An 18,203-nucleotide genomic window follows, 5' to 3' on the forward strand; every position below is an offset into this window, starting at 1 on the left:
ATATAAGGAGCAATTATTGTGCAGAAGTTAAATCGGTTTAACTTGAAGGGATATAAAAATGGATAATATAATAAGTATATTGAATGATGTTGTTTTTTTAGATATAGAAGTTAGTGGATTAGACTATTTAAATTCAGAAATTTTAGAAGTTGGAGCTGTTAAAATTAAAGATTGGAAAGCTGAGACATATCAATCATTAATAAAAAATAAAGCTGAAGTGCCAATAGAAGTATTTTCGCTATGTGATAATCTTAAAAAAAATGATTTAGAAGACGCCTTTAATCTAGAAATGGTAGAAGAAGAGTTAAGAAATTTTGTAGGAGATAGTCTGATTATATGTCATGATTTAAGTTTTAAAAGAAAGTTTTTTGAGTACTATATGCCAAAGCTAAAAAATAAATTTATTGATTCAATTGAGTTGGCAGTCATTTTAGAGCCATATCATAAGGATTACAGTTTAGGATATTTAAAAAGTATTTTAACTAGCGATAAATCTGAGACCAAGAATAGAGCTTTATCAGATGCTATTGATACTATAAATATTGTAAATTCTCTTTTAATAAGGTTTAATAATCATGAGAAAACTAATTTGGAACCATTAAGTTTTAAAATAAATTCATATCTAAATAAGTTTAATCTTGGAAAATGGGAATGGAGTAAATTTTTAGAAGAGGCAAACTATGATTTATCTCATGATGTAAGTATTATAAAAAAATATGAGGAGTTTAATCCAAAAGAAGAAAATGTAAAAGAGAAAGAAACTTTAAAAATTTTACGTGAGCAAGAAAAGAAATATGAAGAATTATTGAAATATAAGCATATCTGGGAGAGTAAAGAAGGATTTACATATGAATATAGACCTGGTCAGTATGAGCTTACTAAGGCAATACGAGAATTGTTTAGAAATAGTGAAGATGACGAAAAAATTGCGTGTATAGAGGCACCAACAGGAATAGGAAAAAGTGTCGGATACTTATTGCCAGCTATATTAGAAGCTAGAATTAACAAAAAAAGATTACTAATTTCTACTGATACAAAAGAATTGCAGATACAATTGATAAATAAAGATATTCCAAATGTGTTAAATTCTTTAGGGTTAAATGGTAAAGTAAGTTATGGATATATAAAGGGAAAAAACAACTATATATGTATAGATAGATTAGAAGCATATATAGCAGATTATGAGTCTCAAGAACCCACTAAAGAAGAAATATTATCTTTAATATTTTTAGAAAGATTAGTTGAAGGTGGTAAATATGGAGATATAGAAGAAATAAATTATTGGGTGCTAGATAACTTCAAGGAAATAAATACTCACTTAAGAAATATAAGTTGTGACCCAAATATGTGTAAACCTAAAAAATGTAAAAAAGATTGTCTATATAAAAACAGGACAGAAGAGTTAAAAGATGAACATATAACAGTAATAAACCACTCTTTATTAGCTAAATGGCCATATAAAGATGAAAAGCCTTTAGAAAACATAATAGTAGATGAGGCACATAATTTAACTGAAAAAGGGTATGATTTTTTTTCAAGTATCATAAATTCAAAGTCTTTAAGATACTTATTACAAGAAATTTATCCTTATGAATTTATACAAGATAGCAGTTTTATGTATAAAAAGTCTAATAGAAACATGAAGAAAATAAAGGCTTTTGATAAGTTTTATCATATATTAAAAATTGAAAGAAAAGATAAACAAAAGATTGCTAGGAGCATAAATCTTATTCTTGAAGAAATAGATTCAATATTAGCATTTGGAAATTGTAGTGAATATGGTAATATAAGCAATTATAATCTAAGATGGGAGTTAAATTTACAAATAGATGAAGTTGCAGGGAAAGTAAAAAAAGATGATATAGATACTGAAGTTAGCTATAGATTGTATAGTGAAAAGATAAAACTAAGTTGTGAAAAAATAATAAAAAATTTAGTTTCAATAATAATTGTAATTTATAGGAATATTGATGATGATAGTATAGATAAAGAAGCAGATATATATAAGTTTGGAAAAGCAAAGACAAGAGATTTAGAGGATATAAAAATTGTTTTTGAAATTTTCTTGGAGTATGATGAGAATGACGATTATGCAAGAATAGTTGAAATTGAAAAGAATTATAATGATTTTGAATTTAGAGTAGTTCCATTAAAAATAGCAGATTTGTTTGAAGAAAATATTTTATCTCAGTTAGAGAAAGGAATATTTTTATCAGCAACCTTAAGTTTATCTCAAAATATGTCTTATTTTAAAAATACATTGGGAATAGATAGGGTTAAGAATATAGAAAAAATTATAGAACCAATTTTTGATTATAAGAATATGGTTTCTGTAGTCGCATTTTCTGATATTTGTGAGTATAAAAATACTGAATTTCCAAATGAAATAAGTAAAATTATATCGAATATATCACGTATTACAGAAGGACATACATTAGCTCTTTTTAATAGTAAAAATAGACAAGAAAAAACTTATGAGATATTAAAAAAATACTTGCATGGTTTAAATTTAGAAATTTATGCTAATAAAAAAGGTGTTCGACATCTTAATGATTTGAATAGAAAGTGTGTAGTACTTGGTTCAAAAGGATGTTTTGAAGGCGTAGATATTCCAGGCGATGGTTTGGTATGTGTAACTTTGGACAAGCTTCCTAATTTAAACCCTAAAGACCCTTTGTATTATACTATAATGAAGAAGTATGATATAGATTATTATAGTATAAATTATCCGCAGATGACTATAAAAGTAAAGCAAGCTATGGGAAGACTTTTAAGAAGTAAATATGATTATGGATGCTTTGTGATTTTTGATGTTGGTACTAATATAAGCACATTAAAAAGGCTAGAGCAAGATTTGCATGGTTGTAAAATTTTAAAGATGAATAGTAATGATTTTTATAATTATGCAAAACAACACTTAAATAAATCTAGAAGTCGAATACTAAAATCTGTTATATTTGATACTATCAAAGCATTACAGGTCAATACTAAAATAGATAATGATGAAGTTGATAAAAATACTATAAAAAAAGATATCAATGAAAATATAAGGCAAAGAGCCGTAAAAGGAGAGGTATATCATATAGATATTGAAAATAAAGATATGAAAGTAAAATATTTTGATAAAAATTACCTGATAAATCTAGATGTATTTATGAGAGAAAAACATAAAAACTAATGGTGGGAGTGATATATTTGGCAAAACAAAAGTTTTATGCTGTAAAAAAGGGCAAAAAAAATGGAATATATGATACATGGGATGAGTGTAAAAAACAAGTAAATGGATTTTCAGGAGCTGAATACAAGAGTTTTGCTACATTACAGGAAGCAAAAGAGTATGTTTATGGGGTAACAAAACCAATATTTAAGGAAGATGAAGAATTTATAGAGGCATATGTTGATGGTAGTTATGAGCATTCCATAAAGATGTATGGTTCAGGTGTTGTAATTCTAAAGAATAATGAAGTTATAAAAACTTATAGTAAAAAGGGAGAAGAACAAACTCTAGTAGGTATGAGAAATGTGGCTGGTGAGATAGAAGCTTCTAAAATTGCAATGCAGTACTGTATTGATAATAATATTCAAAACCTGATTTTATATTTTGATTATGAAGGTATTGAAAAGTGGTGCACTGGAGTTTGGAAAACAAACAAAGAAGGAACTATAGCATATAAAAACTTTTATGATAGTATCAAAACTGAGTTAAATGTCAAATTTATGAAAGTTAAAGCCCATTCTGGAAATAAATACAATGAAGAAGCTGATAAGTTGGCCAAAAAAGCTATTGGTCTATAATTATAAATTAGTATACAGTTAAAAAATTGTTTACTTATAATAAAAAAAGCAAGATTGTATTATAATAAGATAAGTTTCTGATTTCAAAATAATTGATATTATTATCAATTAAATACAGCTCATTTAATATAATGCAATCTGCTTTTTTATAGGGCAAAATTATAAAGTTTTATATTATATCTAATTAGAATTGACCGTAAATACCTTCAAGTTCTTCTTTTAACAATTCAGGGTCATTTATACCAATAGACATAGTTCTAGCTAATATATTTGCCTGGTCATAAGTTGATGTCCAAGAGAATACACCACCTAAACAGTTTTTAAGCACATATTGAGTTTTTAAGAATATAGATAATGAATCATCATATGACATTGCAAATTCTCCATCTTTAACTAAATATGGAACCTGAGCAACTCTATCAAATCTATATTCATATCCATTTTTATTTATATAATCTTTTCTAAGTTCATCATAAGTTCTTGTTATAGTAGCACCTAATCTTCCGTAAAATGGAAGACCAAGAAGGATTTTTTCAGAAGGCATTCCAGCATTTTCAAGGTTTCTAACCATCGCATCAACACTATATCCTGGTAAGGATAGGTCTGAATCAAAAAGGTTTGCTTGATGTTTTCTACCATTTGGTCCTGTTTCACCTGCTGTGAAATCATAACTCATAAGATTAAAATAATCTATTATTGGAGCTATTTTATCTATTTCAGCACTTGAGTTTATATATCCCATATCTCCTGTTCCAGCTACACTAAGCCATTTCTCATCTCCTATAACATCTCTTATAGCTGTTAGTAAAAGTGTGAAATTTTCTCTATCTTGAGGTCTTGACTTTATACCAGCTGCACTACTTCCAGGATATTCCCAGTCTATATCAACTCCATCTAAAGCATATTCATTTATCATTTGATTGACTTGTCTTGCAAAGTTATATCTAGATGTAGGAGTCAAAGCTGCATCAGAGAATCCCTCAGCTCCCCAACCACCAATGGCTACAATTACTTTTAAGCTAGGTTTTTCAGCTTTAAGTGCAAGTAATTGGTTTAAGAATCTAGGATAAGGAATAAATAAATTACCATATTGGTCTATTTCAGCAAATGCGAAAATAACTGCATCTAATAACTGTGCGTCTACATTAGTTGGATTACCAAGAACATATTCCATTACAATTGGATTTATATCTGGACAATTTATATTTTCAACTATTGGATTATATGGGTCATTTATTTGTGGTCTAACTAATTTCTTTGAGTCTTTTAATGTTTTCATAGCTATTTTTTTAGAATTTTTTTCACTTGTATAATCATAATTTTTGTAATTTTGTTTATAGAAATCTTCATAGCTATTGTCTTCTTTATCGCATTTATCATAGCTATTATCCTCTTTACTACATTTATCATATTTGTATTTTATTTCATCGCAGGATTTATCTTTAAGTTTATCTTGTTTGGAGTTATGAATTTTGTTAGTATTTTTAGTATGTTTTTGTTCACAATTACAACTATCTTTAACATCCTTATTGCATTCTTGTTTGTGGTCATGAGTTTTGTTTATACATTTAATATTTTCTTGTTCGTAATCATTTTCAATATTTTTAGTATGTTCTTTTTTACAACCATAAGTATCCTCAATATTTTTAGTATATTCTTCATCTGTGTAATTATCTGGAACAAAACATAAATACCAATCCATACATGAATACTTTTTATTACAACTATTTACCCTGTTTTTTAACTCTTTATAGTTTTTAGGATATGGTAAAATAACAGGCATTCCAGGGAACCAGTTTGCGGGAGTAACTACATTATCTCTATCACTAGTTTGAAGAGCATCTACTATTCTAAGTATTTCTGGTATATTTCTGCCTGTAGTCAATGGATAATAAAGAATAGTTCTTAATATTTGATTATTATCTATAATAAATACAGAACGAATAGTAGATGTATCACTCATTGGTTTTGATATCATGCCATATAATTTGGCAATTCTCATATCTCTATCTTCTATGATAGGGAATGGGATTTCTACACCTGTAAGTAAAAACATATTGTACATCCAAGCTAAATGAGAACTATTGCTATCAACACTTAGGCCGATTAATTCCGTATTTCTCTTCTTAAATTCATCATAATATTTAGCAAAGCATAAAAATTCAGTAGTACAAACTGGTGTAAAATCACCAGGATGTGAAAATAAAACAACCCAATTACCTTTGTAATCAGACAGTCTAATAGGGCCATCTGTTGTGTTGGCTTTAAAATCAGGAGCCTTGGATCCTAAACTTGGCAAATTTGGCATGTAAATCACCCCTCAATAAATTATCATTTATTTCATTCTATTAATTAGCACAGATTAGTGTTACTATTTTATTAAAATGAAGGAATACTAATGTCAAAAAAAGATATTTATTAAAAATATTTAATATTTTCGTAATATAAATGACAATAATAATTGCTATTTTTTTACTAATTTGGTATAGTAATGGATAAGGGGTAGTGTCAATATTAGTGATTATACGAGGTGATTGAATTGAAAAAAATTCTAAGAATTTTAGTTATCTCCATGATGATATGTTTTGCAATGACTTTTGCATTAGTATTAATAAATTCAGTTATGGGAGTACATGTAGGATTGGATTATTATTTTTTAATGGCGAGTGTGCTTACAGTATGCTTAACTACAGGAATTGTTTTATGCAATGCTAGAAAAATATTTGCTAACAAAACTATACATACAACAAGAATGAAAAATGTCAGTGCTAATAAAAAACAAAAAAGTCATTCTAGGGATATAAAAAGAAAGATATCATAATTTATGTAAAGGAAATATTTATGTATAAAATAATGATTGGTAGGTAAAATAAAAACACGATTTAACTTGTGTTTTTATTTTTTTTCAGGAATTATGATATAATAACCAATAAGAAATTTAGTTTATCATAAATATAAATATTGCTAAATAGAGAGGGAACTATAATGAATTTTAGAGATTTATTTGAAAAAACTGTAGATTTTATTGATGAAAAAAGAAAATCTATAGTAGCAGTTTCATTATCAGCATTAGGTGTACTTGTTTTAATCATAGTATTTTTCTTAAGTAGTAATGAATTCAGTGTAGGAAATGAAGCAAATGAGTTGTTAAAAATTGTAGAGAAAAGACAATACTCTATTGCTGTAGATTACTATGCAAGTGTAGATAAAAAGTTTTCTGATTCAAAAATGGAAAGGTTTAACAAATCCGTTTCTAAAAAAATAAATAAATTATTATTAAATAGTGGTGATAAATATTTAGATGGAGATATAAGTCAAGAAAGTTTTATTGGACTAATAAATACAGTAAAATCATTAGATAAAATAAATATAAATGTAGATGATTTAATAACTCAAGCTGATAGAGTTGGAGAAATGTATAAAGAAGAAAATATTACTTACAATGTGGCAATTGCTTACATAAATACTATTTCAATTTTAAATGGTATAGGTGGTAATTTAGATGTATACAAACAAAATGTAGAAACAATTAAGGAATCTAGAGATGTTTATGAATCTGCAGTAAAAGACCAAAAAATATATAAGTATTATGATGCTATTGAAAAATATAATAAAGTATTAAAAGAAGACGAAAAATATTACAACCTAGCTCAAAACGCTAAAAAGCAATGTGTTGAAGAAATGTATGATTACTATATAAGTAAAGCAGAAGAAGCAAACACTTCTGGTGATTATGAGAAAGCATTACAGTATATAGACTATCTAAAAGAAGACTATTCAGATGATGAAAAGATACAAAGTTTAGAGAAGAAATATAAAAAGAATTTATCATTGTATACTTTAACATCTGACGACATTATAAATATAATCTCTAAAAAAAGTGGGAAAGAAAAGGCAAATCTATCTATAAACTCACTTCCACAAATGGTAAAAAACGATAAATACTATTATGCTGAGGTATATGAGTATGATAAATTAATAAATGAGGTTTTAATAAGCGCAAAAACTAAAGATTTATATTCGTATAAAGATGGCAAAAAAGATTATAAGGTAGATTATGGAGAAGGATATTTTAGAATATTAGAAGATGGAAGTTATCAATTTGGTATTACTAAAGATAAAGCTAAATTTGTGTTGACTAATACTCTTGATGAAAAAGAAAATAAATATAAAAAGATTGATATATTGGATATAGAAAAAGCTGATAAATATGTGAAAAGTAAAAAAAGTTTAGAAGAATTGTTTGGAAAACAAAAAAATATTTATTATTATGCTGTAGTGAATAAAGGATTATTTAGAGGAAAAGAAGTTTATGCTATCAACATATACAATGAAAAAATATATTCTATATCAGAAAAAGGATTAAGTGAATATTAGTTATTTATATTGATAATGTTAAATTATTATATAATTAAAAAGTTTTTGGGTTTTTAAGGCGTATTATGTAGTAATATAATAGTAGGTGTATATATAAATAATTTTATTGTAAGGAGAAGTAAGGGATGATTAATGTGAACAAAAAGCTAGTTATAGCTATTGGAGCTGTAGCATTATTATTAGTAGTATTTGTAGGTATAATGTGCATGCAGTTCAAAGGGGAGAAAATAGCAAAAAACACATATGTTAATGGCATAAGTATTGGAGGATTAACTAAATCGCAGGCTAAGCAGGAGTTAGTTAAAAAATACAATTTAGATAATGTTGAATTTAACTACAACGATAGAAATTGGAAAGTTAAAAGTCAAGACTTAAATTTATCTGCTGATTTGGATAAAACTGTAGAAAATGCATATAATTTAAATAGAAAGAATGGTTTCTTTAGCAACCTATCAAAAACTATTTTAGCAAATTTTGGTAAAAAGAGTGATTTAGTAGTAGTAACAAATTATGATAAAAATAAGTTAAAAACAGAAATGGAAAAGATAGCTAAAGAAATAGATGTAGAGGTAAAAGATGCAACGATTGATATAAGTAGTGAAAAGGTAAAAGTTGTGCCAGATTCTGATGGACTTAAAATGGATATTTCTAAGAGTATGAATAGTTTTGATAGTCAAGTAAAAAAAGGGAAGTATACAAATAAGTTAGTAGTAAAAGCTACTCCAGCAAAAATAAAAAAAGAGCAACTTGCTAATATAGACACAAATTTAGGTAAATATGCAACAACATTTAAAACTTCTCAAGTAAATAGAAGTATAAATATAAAATTAGCAACAGATAGTATAAGTAATATTTTACTTATGCCAGGAGAAACTTTTTCGTTTAATGAACTTACAGGAAAAAGAAGCAAAGCAAATGGATATAAAAGTGCTCCTGTTATAGTAGAGGGAGAAATGGAAGAAGATTATGGTGGAGGAGTTTGTCAAGTTTCATCAACACTATATAATTCTGTTTTATATGCAGGCTTAGAAATTACTAATGTAAAAAATCATACAATACCATCAAGTTATGTTCCAAAAGGAAGAGATGCTACTGTTGCAGACAGCGGAATAGATTTCTTATTTAAAAACAATCTTAAGCATCCAATTTACATAAAAAATTACGTTTCAGGAAATCAAATTGTTTGCAATATATATGGAAGTGCAGAGGATAAACAAAATATAACAATATCAACAAAATTAGATGGCGTCTCACAAACTACAATGAAGAGAGTCAATGATTCTTCAATGCCTAAAGGAAAAGAAAAAGTAGATAAGAGTGGAAGAAATGCATACTCTGTATCAACATATAGAACATTTAATGATGCAAATGGCAAGAAAATTAAAACTGAAAAAATAGCTAATTCATATTATCCTAAGAAGGAAGGTATTATATTAGTTGGAACTATGGAACCAAAACCAGAAGAAAAGCCAAAGACAGATGAAAATAAAGATAATCAAAATACAAATAACCAAAATACGAATAATAAACCAAAACCAGAAACACCACCAACTGATAATAAACCTAGTGAGACACAACCACAACCACAAGCTTAAAGTTCTCAAGAATAGGATTTATGTAGAGTATTAAAAAATATAAATCTAAATAGGAGGGATTACTTTGAATTTAAATAATATAACTAATTACGTTCAAAGTATTTGCGAGAATATTTCTAATGTGTTAGATGTAGATGTTACTTTAGTTACAAAAGATTTGACTAGGATAGCAGGAACAGGAATATTCAGAGGTAAAATAGGAGAAACAATATCAGAGAAATCTGTGTATTCTCTTGTTTTAAAAGATGGAAAATCCTATGTTATAAATAAGGAAATAGAAGAGAACTGTAATAAATGTGCAAATAGAGAAAACTGTAAAGAGTTAGCAGATATATGTACTCCTGTTAAAATGGGAGAACACATACTTGGAATATTGGGTATAGCTGCATTTAATGAAGAGCAAAAAGAAAAGATACTTTCAAAAGATAAGGAGTTAACCGCTTTTGTAAGTAGTATGTCTGATTTAATATCTTTTAAATTGGATGAACTATATAAACAAGAGGTTAAGACTATGGATGACCTTGAAAGAGAAGCTATAGAAAATGCTATCAAAAAATATGGTAGTAATACAGAAGGAATGAAAAAAGTAGCAGAAGCATTGAATATAGGTATAGCTACACTTTATAGGAAAGTAAAAAAATTCAACATTAAAAGTTAGCAATATTGTAAAAAAGGTAACCTTTTCATAAAAAGAATTGGATTACCTTTTTTATTATGAGGATAATGGCAAAAAATGTATAGTTTTGACTTGACATATTAAATATGTTATCTTAAATATATATTTTGAAGTGGAGGTGAGTATTATTTTAGTGAAAGATATAAAACAAGATATAGAAAACATGCCTAGAAAAATTTTAGATATATCTTTGATAGAAGAAAATAAAAGCGATTTGACTTTTTTTAACATAGAAGAAGAAGATGGTGATGAGACACTAAAAGCATTAAAACAAAGTTATGTGACTACAAATTATAAAGAAGAGACACTTTTAAATTTACAAGGAGCTTTGAAGTCAAAGTCAGACACAACATCAAAGGAGTTAAAATTAGAATCATATAAGAGGTACAATAATGCATTGGATTTAGCATATAAAGACTATATAACTAGTGCTGTTAATATGGTAAATAAAGCTTTAGAAATAAATCCTAAAGATATTGATATATTAAATCTTAGAGGGCTTCTAAAGTTATTAAAATGCGACTTTGCTAAAGCATTTGAGAGTTTTTATACTGCTCTATGTTATGAAAATAATCATATATCAAGGAAATATGTTAATTTAATTTCATCTGAGGACTTTAAAACATTTTTAGGCAGATACAATCATTCTATAAGGTTTATAAATGAAGAAATGAATTATGAGTCAATACATATTTTGGAGAATATAGTAGAGGAAGAACCACAACTAATAGAACCATATGTAATTTTATCTTTATTGTATGATAAGCTAGGTAATGTAAAAAAAAGAGAAGGATATTTGGACAGACTCAAAGAGATAGATAAAGATAATCCAGTATTTGAAAAAGAAGAAGAAAAACAAGAAGATACAAGTAAAAAAGAAGAAGAAAAACGAGTTAAAAAGAAAAAGAAAAATAGATTACCATATATTGTAGTTGCTTGTATTGTAATTGCAATGGGTGTATATTTTATTCAAAGTAAAAAGAGAATAGAAACCTTGAATAATCAAATAAGTAAGAAAGATGAGAAGTTAAATGAAACTGACAAAAAACTGGGTGAAACAAATGAAGAATTGGAAAAAACAAGTAAAGAGTTAGATGAAGCTAAAAATAAGGAACCAGAAAAAGAAATAACTGTAGCTAATGAGGAAGATTTATACTATAAGGCTTTGGACTTAAAGAAAAATCAAGAGTATGAAAAAGCAATAGATAGTTTTAAAAGTATAGTTTCTTCAGGCAAAACTAAAAAGTATATTTCTGAATCAATATATCAATTAGCAATAACAAATAAAGCATTGGGAAATAAGGATGAAGCTATAAAGTATTATAAGAAGTATATAAATACTTATACTAAAAATGACCAGTACTATGATGACTCATACTATGAGTTAGGCATGCTTTATTATGATAATGGAGATTTAGAAAATGCAAAAAAAACTTTTTATAGTTTAAGAAGTGAAGTTCCAGACAGTATGTATAACAATTCAAAAATAAAAGAAATTTTAAGCAAAAAATAGATTTATATAATTAAGTTTTTTGAAACAACCAAGTATGTATTTTATTAAATTAAAATAAAAATAAATTTAAAGAGAGATTGTATTAAATCATAACTTTCTATTTGAAGAAAGATATTTGCTTGTTGATAAAACTACAAATATATGGTTTGAAACAATCTCTTTAGTTTTTGGAGGTGGAAAATGAAAGTTTTCAATCAATTAGTAATAATTTTATGTATATGGGTAATAGGAGAGTATATAAGCTCATTTATACAAGGTGCTATACTTATTCCTGGGAGTATAGTTGGCATGCTATTATTATTCCTATTGCTACAATTTAAAGTGTTGGATTTAAGTAGTATAGAAAATATAAGTGGATTTTTCCTTGATAATATGGCTGTATTTTTTATACCAGCAGGAGTATCACTTATAAAATCACTAGACCTAATAAAAGAAAATGTATTGGTACTTTTGTTAGTTATATGTCTAAGTACACTAGTTGTAATGTATACCACTGGAATTATAGTGGAAAAGATGATAAAAAAGAAGGAAGAAGGACAAAAGAATGTATAATGTATTACAAACGCCAGTATTTGGCATAATAATAACAATTGTATTTTTTAATTTAGGTAGATACATTCAGCGAAAAACAAATAATCCTATATGTAACCCTATGTTAATTGCGATTGTAGGAATCATATTATTTCTAAGCATAACAAAAATTCCGTATGAAAACTACAAGATAGGAGCAGATAGCATAAATTTCTTTTTAGGACCTGTTACAGTAGTGCTTGCAGTTCCACTTTATAAGCAGTTTGAATTATTTAAAAAGCATATGCTTGAGATTGTTATAGGAATAGGTTGTGGCATAATAATTTCTTTTGTATCTGTATTAGTAATTGGTAAAATAGCTAATTCAGATGTAAGTATAATAAATTCACTTATTCCAAAATCTATAACAACACCAATGGGAATATCTTTGGCAAATTCTTTAAATGGTGTAGAGTCAATAACAGTAGTAGCTATAATTTTTACAGGTATTTTTGGTGGTATGGTTGCTTCTACTGTATTTAAACTTGGAAATATAAATCATCCAGTTGCTAAAGGAATTGCACTTGGGACATCGGCACATGCTCTGGGGACAACTAAAGCTTTTGAACTTGGAGAAGTAGAAGGAGCGATGAGTGGAGTTTCTATTGGGGTTTCTGGTACAATTACAGTAATATTAATCCCAATTATAATGAATTTTATATAAAAATATAAAATAAAAATAGGTATCTTGAATACTTAAAACAAAATAAAATAAAAAAATTTAAAAATAAAAACTGAATGAAAAAAATGCAAATAATGAAATAAAAAAATCATGTGCTGAAATTATAAAAACAAAAATTTCATTTAAGAATTAATTGTGAATAAAGAATTATATGGTTAAGTTTACTAAAATACTATAAAAATAAATATTTAAGAAAAAATACTATAAATTTACTATATTGCAAGTTACATAATATATAGTATCATATTGTGCTAGAAGAATTTTAATTTTAAGCATAAATGAGAGAATTTAAGTACTTTGAAATTTTGGAATATGAAAAAATACACTAGACATATATATAAAAGGTACTATAATAGATGATGTAATAGATGACAGTTCAAGAAATTCTATGAAAAAATTTGCTTGAAATATTATCTATTACATCAGTAATAATATATATAAAAGTAAGTTTTTAAAATTCTAAAGATTTAGAAGGATTGAAGGGAGAAAGAAATGAGTGAAGTTAAGAATACCCTACAAAAACATCCAGCTTTAAGATATTTAACAATGCTACTGGGGATGTTGATGACATCTATAGGAATAAATGGGTTCTTAAGACCAGCACATCTATTAAGTGGAGGTGCTACAGGTATAGCAACATCTATAAACTATTTGACAAATATCAATGTGGGTCTATTAACATTTTTAATCAATATTCCAATATTTATTTTAGGTTTTATATACCTAGAAAAAGAATTTTGTATTTCAAGTTTATTAAATATGATTGTATTTTCATTATTATTAGGTGCAACTCAGGAAGTAAGTAATATCATACCTATCAATGATATATTACTTCAAAGTGTGTATGGAGGTATATTATCTGGTTTAGGAGTTGGTATTGTATTTAGAACTAGGTCTTCCCAAGGTGGTACAGACATCATAGCTGCAATACTAAAAATTAAGAAAAATATAGAGATGAAAGATACTGCTTTAGCAATAAATGGTTTAATAGTGCTTACAGGAAGTTTTTTATTTGGCTTGGATTTAGCATTATATACTCTCATAGGATTATTTCTAAATGCATATTCAATGACTTTTATTAAAGATGCAATGAATTATCAAAAATCTGTTATGGTAATGTCAACTGAAGTCGATTTGATAGCAGAAGACATAATGAAAAGTTTAGTTAGAGGTGTAACTTTCTTAGATGCAGAGGGTGCATACACTCATCAGAAAAAGAAGATTATATATACAATAGTTTCATCAAATGAGATACCAAAGATAAAGGATATAGCTTTAAAATATGATAAAAAAGCATTTATATCTGTAAATGATGTTACAGAGGTAAAAGGAAGAGGATTTAAAGCAAAAGACTTATAAACTATAAAAATATAAGCTGAGGATTTATAATATGTAAATTTATATATTATAGTTCTCAGCTTCCTTTATTTTAAAATATAATAAATTATGGCTTATTTACTATTTGTGTATCACTTTCAAAGATATTATTTTAAAATTAAAATTGAAAAAATTACTCAATATGTAGAAAACATGACCAATATTAGGATATAATAAATTTAATAGATTTAATAAAATATCTATGAATAACGTTGGAGGAATGGCATTATGAATTTATCTAAAGAATATGTTGATTTGTATGATAATTATTTAAAATATATAAATGAAGTAAATAAAGAGATTAAAAGCATAAAAAATATGAAAAAACGTGTTTTAAAAAAGGGCGATTTTGCATCAGAAAGTGAAGTTTTGGAATTAGAAGGAAAAACAATTCGTGATATAGACGATGTTGATACAAAAAAGCCAAAAAACAAAATATATAAATTTTCTAATGGAGATGTATATGTAGGAAAGTTTTTAGAAGGAAAGATGGAAGGGCAAGGCTCATATACCTTTTTTGTAGATGAAGGAACTGATATGGAGTACATAGGAGAATTTAAACAAGATAAAAAAAATGGAAAAGGAAATTTTGTATTTTCAAACGGTAATGAGTATATAGGTTATTTTGAGGAAGACATGATGAATGGTATTGGGAATATGCTCTATAATAGTAAAGATGAATACATTGGAACTTGGAAGAATGGTAAGAAAGATGGAAAAGGCATTTATAAGTGGAATGATGGGTGTATATATGCAGGAGAATTTAAAGGTGGGAAGATGGAGGGATATGGTATTTGCTATACTAGTGAAGGAGAAATACTTTATGAAGGAGAATGGAAAAATAATTTGATTCATGGAAAAGGAACTTACATATGGGAAAAGGGAAAGAAGTATGTAGGAGAGTTTATGCATGGTAAAAAACATGGCCAAGGTACTTTTTATCTAAATAATGAATTGGTTTATGAAGGAACTTGGAAATTTGATAAGCCATCTATCTTTGATAGAACTTTAGATGAAATATTTTCATTAAGATTGTAGCTTTATCTATTAATAGGTAAAGCTTTTTTATAATACTTATTAAATAAAAAAATATAAATATATGTTAATGGGATTTAATTAGTATATATTATCAGTATTAATACATGATAATGTATATATTAGAAATTTTTAGTAAAGCTTTTTAAAGGAGGAATATATTGAAAAAATTAATTGCTTTAGTATTAGTAATACTTATTGTTTTATTTTATAGTCCAGAATTATTGAGAGAAGTAGATGATTTGAAGGAAGAATTTTTTCAAAGTGAAATATGGAATGAGTTTTTAGACAAAATAAACTTAAGTGATAATTCAAAGAAAAAGGAAGATGATAAAAATCAAAACTCACAATTAGATAATAATGGAGAGCATAATTTAAACGAGACTAATATAAAAAATTTTGAAAAACTAAATTTAGGAGAAAACTTAAATCAAGTTTTAGCTAATATTGGTAAGCCAGGTAGAATTGATACTAGTGAATATGGATTTGACTGGTATATATACAATCAATATGGAAAAGATTTTGCAATGGTTGGTATTGAAAATGATGAAGTAGTTGCACTTTACAGCAACTCTATGGACTCAAGTGAAAATAAAGATATAAAAATAAATCAAGATAGACAGACAGTAAGAAACAAGATTACTCCATTAAAATATAAGAAAAAAGGAAATACTAGATATATAATAAATTCAGAAAATCAATATGATATAATAAATAAGGAAGGTAAATATATTACAATTTTCTACGATATTCATGAAAAAAATAGAGTTTGTTCATATTTAATAATTGATAAAAGCACAGAAGATGAGTTTAAAGAATTATATCCAACTGATAAAGAAGAACTTAAAAAATGTTTTGAATTTGAAATTATAGACCTTGTAAATAGTGTTAGAAATCAAAGAGGATTGAATTCACTAAGATACAGTGAACAAGCTACTTTGAGTTCAAGAAAACACAGTGAAGATATGAGAGATAATAATTTTTTTGACCATATAAATAAAAAAGATGAAACTCCATTTGATAGAATGAAAAGAGAAGGAATAATATATACTTCAGCAGGAGAAAACATAGCAGCAGGACAGATTAATGCAATATATGCACATGAAGCTTGGATGAATTCAGAAGGACATAGAAAAAATATTTTGGGGAATTATAATAATATTGGAGTTGGAGTAATATTTGGAGGAAGTTATAAAACGTACTACACTCAAAATTTTTATAAATAACTAAAATATTTGAAAGGAAGTTTAAAAATGACACCAGGGAAAAAAAAGACAATATTTAAGTGTTTAATAGCAGTAGTTTTGTTTTGTGGAATAATACTAATAGCTAATTTTAGTAAAGTTTCTGCTTTGATGACGGACACAAATGAAAATATTTTAATTAAACATGGTTCAAGGGAAAAGAAACTAATAGCAATTACCTTTGATGATGGACCTCATCCTAAAGAAACTGGTCAAGTTTTGGATGTGTTAAAGAAGTATAATGTAAAGGCTACATTCTTTATAGCTGGAAAACATGCGCAGTGGTATAAAGAACCATTGGTAAGAGCAAGTAAAGAAGGGCATGAAATAGGAAATCATACTTTTAATCATCCTGATATAAGCAATTTAACTTCTAGTCAAATTGAAGAGGAGATTGTTAAGTGTGAAGAAATTTTAAAGAAAGTTACTGGAAAGAAACCTACATTATTTAGACCACCATTTGGGAGTTACAGAGAAAAGGATTTAGTAGAAATTGCAAAAAAGCATGATTATAAAGTAGTCTTATGGACAGGAGTAGATGTGAGGGATTGGAAAAATCCTGGAGCTAATAGTATCGCAGATAAAATAATTAATAAGGTACAAAATGGAGATATAATACTTTTACATGATTATGCAACTGATGATACTGTTAAAGCTTTGGATATATTTATTCCAAAAATGATAGAAAAGGGATTTAAATTTGTAACAGTTTCTGAATTAATGAAATAATTTTTTTGGGGGGGAGATTTATAGTATGATTCTCATGATAGACAATTACGATTCTTTTGTGTATAACTTGGTGCAATACATAGAAGAATTGGGGGAAAGAGTTATAGTAAAAAGAAATAATGAAATAACATTAAGAGATATTGAAGAACTAAATCCAGAGGTAATTGTGTTATCTCCAGGTCCATGTTCTCCAAAAGAAGCTGGAATTTGTATAGATATTGTTGAATACTTTAAAGGTAAGAAGCCTATACTAGGAATTTGTTTAGGTCACCAAACTATTGGACATGTTTTTGGTGGTAATATCATAAAAGCACAACAGCCTGTTCATGGAAAGGTATACAGTATAAACCATGTTAATAAGGGAGTTTTTAGTGGCCTTAAAAATCCCTTAAATGTCACTAGGTATCATTCCCTTATAATTGATTCTAATACAGTTCCAGAAGAACTTGAAGTTACCGCAACAACAAATAAAGGTGAAATAATGGGAATTAGACATAAGGAGTATTTAATAGAAGGAGTACAATTTCATCCAGAGGCTATTTTATCAGAGTATGGTCATGAAATGCTGAAAAACTTTATAAAAGAAGCTAGGGAAAGGATACATAGATAA

At 26.9% G+C, this 18,203-nt stretch carries 15 protein-coding genes; 14 read left to right on the forward strand and 1 reads right to left on the reverse strand.

The annotated features are described in order from the left end of the window. Positions 1 to 58: 58 nt before the first annotated feature. Positions 59 to 3,178, forward strand: coding sequence for a helicase C-terminal domain-containing protein (locus tag KGF50_RS07855; RefSeq protein ID WP_227847551.1), 3,120 nt, complete (start codon positions 59 to 61; stop codon positions 3,176 to 3,178). Positions 3,179 to 3,195: 17 nt separating this feature from the next. After that, on the forward strand, positions 3,196 to 3,795 hold the full coding sequence (locus KGF50_RS07860) for a ribonuclease H family protein (RefSeq protein WP_227847552.1): 600 nt from the start codon (positions 3,196 to 3,198) through the stop codon (positions 3,793 to 3,795). A gap of 184 nt (positions 3,796 to 3,979) precedes the next feature. Here the strand turns inward: KGF50_RS07860 and KGF50_RS07865 are convergent, their stop codons facing one another. After that, positions 3,980 to 6,103: a peroxiredoxin gene (locus tag KGF50_RS07865; RefSeq protein WP_227847553.1), complete on the reverse strand. Its 2,124-nt coding sequence runs from the start codon at positions 6,101 to 6,103 to the stop codon at positions 3,980 to 3,982. A gap of 264 nt (positions 6,104 to 6,367) precedes the next feature. On the opposite strand from KGF50_RS07865, the gene KGF50_RS07870 reads away from it, so the two are divergent. The 12 genes from KGF50_RS07870 to KGF50_RS07925 all read left to right on the forward strand — a co-directional run bounded on the left by KGF50_RS07870 (position 6,368) and on the right by KGF50_RS07925 (position 18,203). Continuing rightward, the gene (locus KGF50_RS07870; protein ID WP_413926809.1) at positions 6,368 to 6,616 is read left to right on the forward strand and encodes a hypothetical protein; all 249 of its coding nucleotides are present in this window, start codon (positions 6,368 to 6,370) and stop codon (positions 6,614 to 6,616) included. A gap of 164 nt (positions 6,617 to 6,780) precedes the next feature. Then, positions 6,781 to 8,172, forward strand: a complete 1,392-nt coding sequence (locus tag KGF50_RS07875; RefSeq protein WP_227847555.1) for a UbiD family decarboxylase — start codon at positions 6,781 to 6,783, stop codon at positions 8,170 to 8,172. A gap of 125 nt (positions 8,173 to 8,297) precedes the next feature. Next, positions 8,298 to 9,767, forward strand: coding sequence for a VanW family protein (locus tag KGF50_RS07880; RefSeq protein WP_227847556.1), 1,470 nt, complete (start codon positions 8,298 to 8,300; stop codon positions 9,765 to 9,767). Positions 9,768 to 9,831: 64 nt separating this feature from the next. Continuing rightward, positions 9,832 to 10,425, forward strand: a complete 594-nt coding sequence (locus KGF50_RS07885) for a helix-turn-helix domain-containing protein (protein ID WP_227847557.1) — start codon at positions 9,832 to 9,834, stop codon at positions 10,423 to 10,425. A gap of 181 nt (positions 10,426 to 10,606) precedes the next feature. After that, entirely contained in the window at positions 10,607 to 11,956 is a 1,350-nt protein-coding gene (locus KGF50_RS07890) for a tetratricopeptide repeat protein (RefSeq protein WP_255654805.1), read from the forward strand. A gap of 180 nt (positions 11,957 to 12,136) precedes the next feature. Continuing rightward, the gene (locus tag KGF50_RS07895; protein WP_227841475.1) at positions 12,137 to 12,508 is read left to right on the forward strand and encodes a CidA/LrgA family protein; all 372 of its coding nucleotides are present in this window, start codon (positions 12,137 to 12,139) and stop codon (positions 12,506 to 12,508) included. After that, positions 12,501 to 13,190: an LrgB family protein gene (locus KGF50_RS07900; protein ID WP_227847559.1), complete on the forward strand. Its 690-nt coding sequence runs from the start codon at positions 12,501 to 12,503 to the stop codon at positions 13,188 to 13,190. Before KGF50_RS07895 ends, KGF50_RS07900 begins: the two co-directional genes overlap by 8 nt. A gap of 510 nt (positions 13,191 to 13,700) precedes the next feature. Further along, positions 13,701 to 14,567, forward strand: coding sequence for a YitT family protein (locus KGF50_RS07905; protein WP_227847560.1), 867 nt, complete (start codon positions 13,701 to 13,703; stop codon positions 14,565 to 14,567). Between the two features lie 246 nt (positions 14,568 to 14,813). Continuing rightward, complete coding sequence (locus KGF50_RS07910; RefSeq protein WP_227847561.1) at positions 14,814 to 15,623, forward strand: hypothetical protein; 810 nt, start codon at positions 14,814 to 14,816, stop codon at positions 15,621 to 15,623. A gap of 158 nt (positions 15,624 to 15,781) precedes the next feature. Further along, the gene (locus KGF50_RS07915) at positions 15,782 to 16,846 is read left to right on the forward strand and encodes a CAP-associated domain-containing protein (protein WP_227847562.1); all 1,065 of its coding nucleotides are present in this window, start codon (positions 15,782 to 15,784) and stop codon (positions 16,844 to 16,846) included. 27 nt (positions 16,847 to 16,873) lie between these two features. After that, positions 16,874 to 17,593, forward strand: a complete 720-nt coding sequence (locus KGF50_RS07920; protein ID WP_227847563.1) for a polysaccharide deacetylase family protein — start codon at positions 16,874 to 16,876, stop codon at positions 17,591 to 17,593. A gap of 25 nt (positions 17,594 to 17,618) precedes the next feature. Then, entirely contained in the window at positions 17,619 to 18,203 is a 585-nt protein-coding gene (locus KGF50_RS07925; protein ID WP_227847564.1) for an aminodeoxychorismate/anthranilate synthase component II, read from the forward strand.

The organism is Clostridioides sp. ZZV15-6598 (genome assembly GCF_020657705.1).
Classification (GTDB): Bacteria; Bacillota; Clostridia; order Peptostreptococcales; family Peptostreptococcaceae; genus Clostridioides; species Clostridioides difficile_F.